At 55.0% G+C, this 10,714-nt stretch carries 11 protein-coding genes; 6 read left to right on the forward strand and 5 right to left on the reverse strand.

Annotated features, from left to right (window positions below):
• Positions 1 to 4: 4 nt before the first annotated feature.
• On the reverse strand, positions 5 to 2,380 hold the full coding sequence (locus QWY30_RS02980) for a DNA translocase FtsK (protein WP_290238692.1): 2,376 nt from the start codon (positions 2,378 to 2,380) through the stop codon (positions 5 to 7).
• A 43-nt stretch (positions 2,381 to 2,423) separates the two neighbouring features.
• Here QWY30_RS02980 and trxB point away from each other — a divergent pair, with 43 nt between their 5' ends.
• On the forward strand, positions 2,424 to 3,383 hold the full coding sequence (trxB, locus tag QWY30_RS02985; protein WP_290238125.1) for a thioredoxin-disulfide reductase: 960 nt from the start codon (positions 2,424 to 2,426) through the stop codon (positions 3,381 to 3,383).
• Positions 3,295 to 4,080 (forward strand): Smr/MutS family protein, encoded by a 786-nt coding sequence (locus QWY30_RS02990; protein WP_290238127.1) that lies wholly within the window; start codon positions 3,295 to 3,297, stop codon positions 4,078 to 4,080. The genes trxB and QWY30_RS02990 overlap by 89 nt, the downstream gene beginning before the upstream one ends.
• Here QWY30_RS02990 and QWY30_RS02995 read toward each other — a convergent pair.
• Both QWY30_RS02995 and QWY30_RS03000 read right to left on the reverse strand, forming a co-directional pair.
• Positions 3,977 to 6,109 (reverse strand): sodium:solute symporter family protein, encoded by a 2,133-nt coding sequence (locus QWY30_RS02995; RefSeq protein ID WP_290238693.1) that lies wholly within the window; start codon positions 6,107 to 6,109, stop codon positions 3,977 to 3,979. The genes QWY30_RS02990 and QWY30_RS02995 overlap by 104 nt on opposite strands.
• A 5-nt stretch (positions 6,110 to 6,114) precedes the next feature.
• On the reverse strand, positions 6,115 to 6,390 hold the full coding sequence (locus tag QWY30_RS03000; protein WP_290238130.1) for a DUF4212 domain-containing protein: 276 nt from the start codon (positions 6,388 to 6,390) through the stop codon (positions 6,115 to 6,117).
• A gap of 281 nt (positions 6,391 to 6,671) precedes the next feature.
• Here QWY30_RS03000 and QWY30_RS03005 point away from each other — a divergent pair, with 281 nt between their 5' ends.
• Entirely contained in the window at positions 6,672 to 7,100 is a 429-nt protein-coding gene (locus tag QWY30_RS03005) for a DUF1841 family protein (protein ID WP_290238132.1), read from the forward strand.
• Between the two features lie 13 nt (positions 7,101 to 7,113).
• Here the strand turns inward: QWY30_RS03005 and QWY30_RS03010 are convergent, their stop codons facing one another.
• Together QWY30_RS03010 and QWY30_RS03015 are read right to left on the reverse strand one after the other, a co-directional pair.
• Entirely contained in the window at positions 7,114 to 7,476 is a 363-nt protein-coding gene (locus QWY30_RS03010; protein WP_290238134.1) for a c-type cytochrome, read from the reverse strand.
• Between the two features lie 12 nt (positions 7,477 to 7,488).
• Complete coding sequence (locus tag QWY30_RS03015) at positions 7,489 to 7,833, reverse strand: c-type cytochrome (protein WP_290238695.1); 345 nt, start codon at positions 7,831 to 7,833, stop codon at positions 7,489 to 7,491.
• Positions 7,834 to 8,031: 198 nt separating this feature from the next.
• On the opposite strand from QWY30_RS03015, the gene QWY30_RS03020 reads away from it, so the two are divergent.
• Genes QWY30_RS03020 through QWY30_RS03030 form a run of 3 tightly spaced genes read left to right on the forward strand, consistent with a single transcriptional unit; the run spans position 8,032 to position 10,697 of the window.
• Entirely contained in the window at positions 8,032 to 8,931 is a 900-nt protein-coding gene (locus tag QWY30_RS03020; RefSeq protein WP_290238136.1) for an AAA family ATPase, read from the forward strand.
• Positions 8,921 to 9,538, forward strand: a complete 618-nt coding sequence (locus QWY30_RS03025) for a GNAT family N-acetyltransferase (RefSeq protein ID WP_290238138.1) — start codon at positions 8,921 to 8,923, stop codon at positions 9,536 to 9,538. Before QWY30_RS03020 ends, QWY30_RS03025 begins: the two co-directional genes overlap by 11 nt.
• Positions 9,528 to 10,697: a vWA domain-containing protein gene (locus QWY30_RS03030; RefSeq protein WP_290238140.1), complete on the forward strand. Its 1,170-nt coding sequence runs from the start codon at positions 9,528 to 9,530 to the stop codon at positions 10,695 to 10,697. The genes QWY30_RS03025 and QWY30_RS03030 overlap by 11 nt, the downstream gene beginning before the upstream one ends.
• Positions 10,698 to 10,714: the final 17 nt, after the last annotated feature.

The following is a 10,714-nucleotide window of genomic DNA, read 5'->3' on the forward strand; positions in this document are numbered from 1 at the left end:
CGCGTTACTCCTCACGAGGAACGTTAGGGGCGAGAATTTCGCGATTTCCATTAGACTGCATCGTCGAAACCAAACCGGAATTTTCCATTTGCTCAAGCAAACGGGCCGCTCGGTTGTAACCAATACGCAAATGACGCTGCACCAGAGAAATCGAGGCACGGCGATGCTTGAGCACCACTTCGACTGCCTGATCGTACATCGGATCTGCTTCGGCATTCGCCATCCCGGTCACACTCCCCAGGCCGTCCCCGGTTTCACCCTCGGAACTTCCCTCAAGCAAACCATCGATATAGTCGGGCTCACCTTGTGACTTGAGTGATTCCACCACGCGATGGACTTCTTCATCCGAGACAAAGGCGCCATGCACGCGGACAGGTAATCCGGTACCGGGTGGCATGTAAAGCATATCGCCTTGTCCCAGCAAAGTCTCTGCACCCATCTGGTCAAGAATCGTACGCGAGTCGATCTTGGAAGAGACCTGGAAAGCGATCCGCGTTGGAATATTGGCTTTGATCAAACCGGTAATCACATCCACGCTTGGACGCTGTGTCGCCAGAATCAGATGGATTCCGGCGGCTCGCGCTTTTTGAGCCAAGCGCGCAATTAATTCCTCTATTTTCTTGCCGACGACCATCATCAAGTCTGCCAACTCATCGATCACCACGACAATCGTTGGCAATTCTTTCAGAGGCTCGGGGGCATCGGGGGTCAACGAGAAGGGATTAGGGATAGGCTCTTCACGTTTGATCGCCTCGCGGATCTTGTTGTTATATCCGGTCAGGTTACGCACCCCCAGTTTGCTCATGAGGCGGTAGCGTTTTTCCATTTCGCCCACGCACCAGTTCAGTGCGTTCGCCGCCTGCCGCATGTCTGTCACGACAGGGGCAAGCAAGTGCGGAATACCCTCGTATACGCTCATCTCGAGCATTTTCGGATCGATCAAGATCAGACGTGTCTGCGAAGCGTCTGCTTTGTACAAAAGAGACAAAATCATCGCATTAATACCCACAGATTTGCCAGAACCCGTAGTACCCGCAACGAGCAAGTGAGGCATCTTGGCCAGATCTGCCACGACAGGATTGCCGGCAATATCCTTACCAAGCGCCATCGTGACCACCGAAGCGCTCGAATGGTAAACCTGGGAGCCCAAAATCTCCGAAAGCTTGACCATTTGGCGACGCGGGTTGGGCAATTCAAAACCCATCAGATTCTTACCAGGTATCGTCTCAACGACCCGAATACTGACCAGGCTCAAGGCACGGGCCAGATCCTTGGCCAGATTGACAATTTGGCTACCCTTGACGCCCGTCGCTGGCTCAATTTCATAACGCGTAATCACTGGGCCAGCCTGAGCCGCCACGACCTGGACCTCGACACCGAAATCGGCCAGCTTTTTCTCAATCAGTCGGGAGGTGTATTCGATCGTTTCATCGGAAACCGTTTCGAAAGCTTCGCCCGGCTGATCAAGCAAGCTCAGTGCGGGCAAATCACCCGTCACAGTCGGCTCGACGAACAATGACTGTTGCTTTTCTTTTTGCACCCGCTCGGATTTTGGAACCGCGACAATCGCGGGTTCAATGCGAATAGGTTGCTCATGAACAATTTTTTCATGCTTGGCTTCGACCTGTTCGTGCCGCACGGCTTGCGCGACCTGACCCGCGCGACGATCCTGTCGGGCTGTCCTGCCCTCCTTGAGTTTGAACCACACCCACTCAAGGCCGGCGCCTACTTTTTCAGCGATGGCCAGCCAGGAAAAGCCAAAAAACAGACTGCATCCAAAAAGGATTAAAGCCAACAAAATCAATGTACTACCGGAAAAACCAACGGCTGCGGACAGGAAACTGGACCAAGCATGTCCAATCACACCACCCGCTCCGCTGGTGAAGTCCGTGCGACCAGGTAACTGCATTCCCCAGGAGCTCAGGCGGTAGGCCTCCAGACCGACCGAACCCAGCATCACCATAAAAAAGCCAATACCCTGCTCCCAGCGAACCCGGGCAAGTGTTTCCGGCTCTCCGCGAGTACGAATCTGATTCGCCAACCTGAGATAACCCGCGCGGACCCGGTGCAGCAATAAAATCACCAGCCACCAAGCGGAAAAACCAAATAAATACAACAAGACATCGGAAATGTAGGCACCAATCAGACCGCCGCGATTATGCAACTCGGTCGCATCACGTCCAAAAGAGTGCGACCAGCCAGGATCGCTCCCATTCCACGTCGCCAGGACGAGGGTTAACCAGGCGGCCAGGGCTGCAAAGACGATCCAGCGCGCCTCTCGAAGGATCGAGAGAATCCGGGTTTGCATCACCGAGGGCCCGTTTCGGGTATTTCGGGTCGTTCGCGAAGTCCGCGTAGTGGCTGGGGAAAGTCTAGGCATAGTCGCCATTATAATTTGCTGGTCAATCTAGAGGGAAAAACTGATGTCAACGCCAAAACATGCCAAAGTTCTCATTCTCGGCTCGGGACCTGCAGGCTACACCGCCGCAGTCTACGCTGCTCGCGCCAACCTGAATCCCGTCATGATCACAGGACTTGCCCAGGGCGGTCAACTCATGACCACCACAGAAGTTGACAATTGGCCTGCGGATGCCGCTGGTGTCCAGGGTCCGGAGCTGATGCAGCGCTTCGCAGCCCACGCAGAACGTTTCAATACTGAAATGGTGTTTGATCATATCGCCAGCGTCGATTTCACGTCCCGCCCCTTTCGGCTCACCGGTGATGGCGGCGCGCAATACACCTGCGATGCCTTGATTATCGCGACAGGCGCCTCCGCCAAATACCTCGGTTTACCCTCTGAACAAGCGTTTATGGGCCGTGGCGTCTCTGGATGCGCGACTTGCGATGGCTTTTTTTACAAGAACCAGGACGTGGTCGTTGTCGGTGGCGGCAATACCGCTGTCGAAGAGGCCCTTTATTTATCCAATATCTGCCGCTCAGTCACCGTCGTACACCGCCGTGACAAGTTCAGGGCCGAACCCATCATGATCGACAAGATGATGGACAAGGTCGCAAACGGCAACATGAAACTCGCGACCTTTCGCGAGCTCGATGAAGTGCTCGGCGATGACACCGGCGTCACCGGTGTGCGGTTGCGCGCAACGGATTCTGGCAAAACCGAAGAATTGTCTGCGACCGGGGTTTTTATCGCGATCGGACATCAACCTAACACCTCTATTTTCGAGGGCAAACTTGACATGGCGAACGGCTATATCGTCACACGCAGCGGTTTGTCCGGTCTGGCCACCATGACCTCGGTACCAGGTGTGTTTGCCGCAGGAGACGTCCAGGACCATGTCTACCGTCAAGCCATCACCAGCGCAGGCACTGGCTGCATGGCTGCGCTGGACGCCCAGCGCTGGCTGGAGAATGCGGAGCAATAAAGCCGGGCTAGCCGACCTCAAACGCCTTCACCAGAAAGCTATTGAGGAGCAGCGCGCCCGGCAAGCTCAGGAACAGGCCAGACTTCAGTCTCAACACAGGACTGTCAAATCCGGTCCTGCCTCAGTCATCTCAACTGAGGAGGCCAAACTGTTCTCGCGCGCGACACAAGCTGTCACGCCGCTGAGATCTGAGTCGCGCGTGCCACACCGCCCGACTGAGGCGCGGCAAAGCGATCTGATGGCACAACGCCGTCTGCGAGCGCTGGGTCAGGATCAACCACCCGCTCCTGCCCTGTCTGATACGTTCTCTCCTTTTGCGGATCATGAAGCAGAGCTTGCATGGCTTGCGCCGGGCATTGGCCCGGAGGTCCTGAGACAACTTCGCCGCGCCTTTTGGCCAGTTGGCGCGCATCTCGATTTGCACGGACTCAACAGCGACGAAGCAAAGCTTGCGCTGACCCGTTTCATTGACACCAGTCGAACCCACGGGACACGCTGCGTACGCATCGTCCATGGCCAGGGTTACGGTTCAACAAATGGGCAGTCTGTTCTAAAAGCCCGCGTCGCTCAATGGCTCACACAAATGAATGCGATCAGTGCTTTTGCGTCTGCTCCGACTGCTCATGGAGGGCGCGGTGCACTGCTGGTGTTGCTCCGACTGACTCAGGCTGACGCAAATAATCAACCAACTGATTAGTCAGGGCGACAGGTTTTGGGGTCAAGTACGACACCAGCACGATGACGATAAAAGCGACAGGCGCACCAAACACGCCCGCAGCGATTGGCTGAATTCCCCACCATAATTCGACGGGGGTGCTGCGCGGCACACCCAGCACGAGTTCGCGCAACCAAGCCTGGGTTTGCACCATATAGAAAACAGTCATCAACAAACCCGAAACCATCCCGGCGGTAGCGCCCCACTGATTGGCGCGTTTCCAAAAAATACCCATCACAAGCACTGGAAAAAAGGTCGAGGCGGCGAAAGAGAAAGCAGCGCCCACCAGGAACAAGATGTCAGCGGGTGTGCGTGTCGCAGCCCAGGCCGCGGCAAACGCCACCACCAACAACAAGACCTTTGACAAAATCACCTGTCGTCCGCCCCCCATGCGTGATGACACCACACGCAACAGCGTGTCATGAGACAACGCGTTGGAAAGCGTCAACAACAAACCGTCTGCAGTCGACAGGGCAGCCGCCAACGCGCCCGCAGCCACCAGCCCGGAAATCACATAAGGCAAACCACCAATTTCAGGTGCGGCCAGCACAATCACATCGCCACCGATTTGAATTTCTGAAAGTTGGACAATGCCATCATGGTTGAGATCCAGGATGCTGATGAGCGCCCGATCCACCGCCGACCAGGCACTCACCCAGGCCGGCAGATCAACAAACGGCATACCGACAAGATTGTTGTATATCTCCGACTTCACCAGTATCGCCAGTGCCGGAGCCGTCATATAAAGAAGCAAAATGAATAATAAAGACCAAAACACCGATTGCCGCGCCGCCCCGACGGACGGTGTCGTCAGGGAACGCATCAGTATGTGTGGCAAACCCGCTGTCCCCAGCATGAGACAAAGGACTGTCGCGAGAAAATTGTTTCTGATCGCCTGGGGTGACTCTTCTGTTTTGCTGGAAAAGGGTTCCGCTTGCGGCATGGGCGGTGCAGCTCGCGCCGCGAAATCATCTCGCGCCTTGGTCCAGGCAGTACGCGCCGCTTCCACAGATTTTGGATAGGCGGCGTACTCACGCTCAAGTGAACGAATCTCAACCATCGGCGCATCGTTGGCACGCGCACGCAGTAACTTGACGCTCAGCTGCTGCTTTTCAAACTCCCAAGACTCAGGCAGTTTGGAGATCCTGGACTGCATCAGATCAGCGCGACTTTGCCAGATATTTCTGACTTCCAGCTCAGCGGCGTCCTGGCTTAACACTTGCTCCCGTTCCACGACTTGGGTCAGCACTGAACTGGCGGCAAATTGCGGTATCGGATCGCCAGTTTGTTTGACGGCCAGCCAGATGACTGGAACGAGATAAGCGATGACAAGAATGATGTATTGCCCAACCTGCGTCCACGTAACCGCCCGCATCCCCCCGAGAAACGAGCAAACCAAAACGCCACCCAAACCGATAAAAATCCCAAGCTCGAATGAAATGCCAGTCATCCGTGTCGTAATGATGCCCACTCCATATATTTGGGCGACCAGATAGGTAAAAGAACAAAGCACTGCGCACATCACCCCCACCAGGCGCGGCATATTTCCATCAAATCTTGCTCCCAGGAACTCGGGGATGGTGTAGCCACCAAACTTACGTAAGTAGGGTGCCAGCAACAAGGCGACAAGCACATACCCGCCTGTCCATCCCAATATGTAAGCCAGACCGTTGTAACCGGACAGATAAAGGGTTCCGGCAACACCGATAAAGGAAGCGACGGACATCCAGTCCGCCGCGGTTGCCATGCCGTTGAAAATGGCTGGAACACGGCGGCCTGCAACGTAATATTCGACTGGATCGGAGGTGCGGCACATGATGCCAATACCTGCATACAGTGCGACCGTCGAAAGCAAAAAAGCGTAGCCAATCCACTGCCGCTCGAGTCCGAACACTTCGAGCATTGCCAGAAGGAGGACCAGGACCACAAAGCCCAACGTGTAGGCGGCATAACCGCGAAAGAGCTTCGCGTTAAACGCCTTTTGCCGACCCAGTCCGGTCGTGTCTGAAATCCGATTCAATTCTCTGCCGCCTGGGCAGCTCTGCGCTGCTGGTCCACACATTCCATCTTCCAGGCATACACACCCACAAGAATCAGAAATGCAGACGGCGCACCGAAAGCAGCCGCCCAAAAGGGAAACGGCCATTCTAAAAACGTGAAGTCAGAAAACGACAGGGCGTAATAAGCCGGTAGAAAAGTGACAAGCGCCCAGATCGCAAGCAAAATACCGACCAGTCGCAGATTACTGCGCCAGTAGGGTGTCGATCTGCCAGAGTCGGGCTTAGCAATCATGAAGTTGTCAGGCACGTAAAACTAAAGTCTGGGCCGCATGCGACAACGGCCGACACCTGAAGTGCCAGCCGTTGTGCGTTTCTTTTTTATTCTGAGTACTGCTTTTAACACTGCTTATTTTTATAATGCCGATGATGCTGGCGCGCCCTTTTTGAGCTTTGTCTCCTCACCTGCATGTCATGGATTCTGCACCACAGTTCAACACACCGCATCAGGGAATGCCCTAATTCAGGGCCAAAAGTATCATTTTCTTTTCACTCACAGAGGTTTTAGCCCCATTTATGTTCAATCCCTCGCGCGATCAGGTCCGCCAATTTTTCATCGATACATGGCGCAAACATCAAGAACTGCAAGTTTTGACTCCGCTTGAGGACATCGCACTGAATTGGATCGAACAACATCCCGAATACCACGACGTCCTCATACAACCGGATGCCATGACCCGCGAATTTAACGTCGAGGAAGGTCGGACCAACCCCTTTTTGCATTTATCCATGCACTTGGCTATCGCAGAACAACTATCGATTGATCATCCGAGGGGTATTCGTCAGGCTTTCGATAAATTGGCATCGCGCACCGATCCACATCATGCAGCGCATGAGATCATGGAGTGCCTGGGGCAAGTGGTTTGGGAGTCTCAACGCCTGGGGACCGCTCTGGATAGCGAGGCGTATATAGAACTAATCAGACAAAGGGTCAGCCGAGACTGACCCTCAGAGCGATTTAGCGACGGACGGACAACGGGCCTGGCTGGGCGGCGAGCCAAGCTGACACGTTTTTGATGTCCTGTGGGGACAATTGCTTGGCAAAAGCACCCATGATGGCATTTTTACGAACGTTGGCCGAAGCTGGAGCGCCAGAGGCGCCGCGCTGGTAGGCTTTGAGTGCGTGTACCAAAAAGTCGGCGTGCTGACCTGCCAGAATCGGGTAGGCGGGATCAACTGATTTCACTGCATCGGCGCCATGACAGGAGGCGCAGTTCAGCTTTTCCCAGACAGCTTTTCCAGCAGCCAGATCAGCAGCCTGTGCCAGCGTAGCCGAACCGAACAAAAGGGCCCCGGTGAGGGCGATCTTGATGTATTTCATATAAGCCCCCGATTATTTGAGATTTGCGTAGTAAGCAGCCAGATCGGCGATGTCCTGATCCGACAAGCTCTTGGAAATCGCATCCATCGTGGGATGAGTCCGCTCGCCTGTTGCATAGGCACGCAAAGCAACCTGAATGTACTTGTCATTTTGCCCGGCGATCTTGGGGACTGAATACACCTCAGGGAAACTGGCGCGGTAGCCAGGGATCCCATGGCAACCAATACACATTGACACTTTGGCCTTGGCGGCTTCGATGTTGCCTTTTGGGGGGTCTGCTGCGAGGACCGGAAAGGCCACTGCACAGGTGCCTGCAAGGGCCAATCTGGCGACCTTGGCCGAGAACGGCAGATGCATCGAGGCGCGCTTGGTCGTCGCACCAACAAACAGAGACTTCAAATTGTTCGGAAACTTCATAATCGACTCTTGGTCTGGCAGGGAAAAGTCCCGGGATCATCTCCCGGCCGCAAAACGTTAGGATTGTACGATAATTGGGAAAAATAGACTTTAAATATGTACTGCGACCGACCCTGATCACCTTCATTTTGGCAAATAATGACTTCCCAGACCCCTTCTCAAGCACAAACCACCCGCTTTGACGGTACCGAGCGCTATGTGGCCACAGACGATCTGAAACTGGCCGTCAATGCCGCACTCACTCTGCAACGCCCCTTGCTCATCAAGGGCGAGCCGGGAACTGGCAAAACCATGCTGGCCGAAGAAGTCGCCCAGGCACTTGGACGCCCTCTCCTGCAGTGGCATATCAAGTCCACCACCAAAGCTCACCAGGGCCTCTACGAGTACGACGCCGTCTCAAGGTTGCGGGATTCGCAGCTGGGCGATGAAAAAGTCAAAGACATCCGAAACTACATCATGCAAGGTGTCCTGTGGCAGGCGTTCGAATCACCCGAACCTGTCGTGCTCCTGATTGATGAGATCGACAAGGCTGACATCGAGTTTCCGAATGATTTGCTACGCGAACTCGACCAGATGGAGTTTCACGTTTACGAGACACGCTCGACGATCAAGGCACGCCATCGTCCTCTTGTGATCATCACATCGAACAACGAAAAAGACCTCCCCGATGCCTTCCTGCGTCGCTGCTTTTTCCATTACATCCGGTTCCCCGATCGCGACACCCTGCGCAGCATTGTCGAGGTGCATTTCGCCAATCTGCATGCCGACGTCCTGCGCGCAGCACTCGATACTTTTTTCGCCCTGCGCGAAGCGCCTGGTCTGAAAAAGAAACCATCCACCTCTGAGTTTCTCGACTGGTTGCGCCTGTTGATTGCCGAAGATGCGACCGCCGAGCAAATTGATGCCCACGCAGCCACTTCAATCCCGATGCTGGCCGGTGCGCTACTGAAGAACGAGCAAGATCTGCAGCTGCTGGAACGCCTTGCCGCAGTGACGCGCTCCACCCGCCGTCCTCCAGGATCCCCCAATGGCGCCTAATCAAGGTTTTTTACACCCCCCAAAACCCTGCACGCTGTCAGGGCATGGCGTGCGCCTGGAGCCTTTATCACTGAGCCACGCCGAGGCACTGACCCGCGCAGCCCGTGATGGAGAGCTCTGGAATTTGCGCGTCACCTCTGTGCCAGAACCTGACCAGACCGCAAATTACATTCAAGCGGCACTCGATGGGTATCAGGCCGGACACATGTTGCCTTTTGTTGTGATTCACGCGGGCACTGGGCAAATCATCGGCTCCACCCGTTATCACGACATCATTACCTCGGTCGCGCGGCTTGAGATTGGTTACACGTGGTATGCCAAAAGCCACCAACGCAGCCATGTCAACACCGCCTGCAAGCTTCTTCTCATGGAACACGCGTTTGATACGCTCGGCGCAGCGGTCGTGGGCTGGAGGACAGACAACTACAACTTCGCCTCGCAACGCGCCATTGAGCGACTGGGCGCCAAGCGGGATGGTATCTTGCGCCATCATGCGCTGCGACGGGACGGCACGGTCAGAGATACCGTGATGTACAGCGTGATCGCGGGCGAATGGCCCGAAGTGCGGGAGCACTTGAACTATCAACTCAAACGCCATGCTTGTTGACTTCTTCTATCACCTGCGCTCGCAAAAACTCCTGGTCTCCGTCAAGGAGTATCTGACATTGCTCGAGGCGCTGTCGAGTCCGATCATGCCACCCACGCTTGAGGATTTTTACTACCTCGCGCGCACCACACTGGTCAAAGACGAGACGCTATTCGACCGCTTTGACAGGGCTTTTGCCAGCTACTACCGCAGCCTTGAACAAAAGCTTCCCCCGGGCAAAAAAATCCCACTCGACTGGCTGGTAGCTGAGCTTGAAAAGCGCCTCACCCCGGAGCAAAAAGCCGAGTTGGAAAAGCACGGCTGGGACAAGCTCATGGAGATGTTCAAAGAACGACTCGAGGAGCAAAAAGGTCGCCACCAGGGGGGGAACAAATGGATCGGCACAGGCGGCACCTCCCCATTCGGCAATAGCGGCGCACACCCGGAAGGCATCCGTGTGGGTGGCTCGGGAGGCAACCGTTCTGCGGTTAAAGTCTGGGATGAGCGTAATTTCAAGGATTACGACGACTCGATCGAACTTGGCACACGCAACTTTAAAGTGGCTCTGCGCCGGCTCAGACGATTCGCGCGCGAAGGCTCAGATCTGGAACTCGATCTGGGCGACACGATCAGCAGCACGGCGCGCAATGCCGGTTACCTCGATATCAAAATGGTGCCCGAACGCCACAACAACGTCAAAGTCCTGATGTTGCTGGATGTTGGTGGCAGCATGGATGACCACATTTCGCGCGTCGAGGAGTTGTTTTCGGCAGCCAGCAGCGAATTCAGGAATCTCGAGGTTTACTATTTCCATAACTGCCCCTACGAACATCTCTGGAAATCAAATCGACGTCGACAGATGGAGCGCTTTGAGACGTGGGATGTCCTACGTAAATTCAACACTGACTGGCGACTGATTTTTGTGGGAGACGCCACCATGAGTCCCTACGAAATCCTGCAACCCGGCGGCTCTGTCGAGCATTACAACAAGGAACCCGGTGCGGAATGGCTGCAGCGCATGGTCAATGCCTGGCCCAAAGCCGTATGGCTCAATCCGGAACCACAGGCCTCCTGGCAATACCGTCAATCAATATCCATCATCCGCAATATTGTCCAGAACAAAATGTTCCCAGTGACCGTTGCCGGCATTGAACAGGCCATGCGTTTGCTTTCCAAGTAGCTTGTCAAAAGTGAACC

Origin of the sequence: Zwartia panacis (genome assembly GCF_030410395.1) — a bacterium.
In the GTDB taxonomy this organism is placed as follows: domain Bacteria; phylum Pseudomonadota; class Gammaproteobacteria; order Burkholderiales; family Burkholderiaceae_B; genus Zwartia; species Zwartia panacis.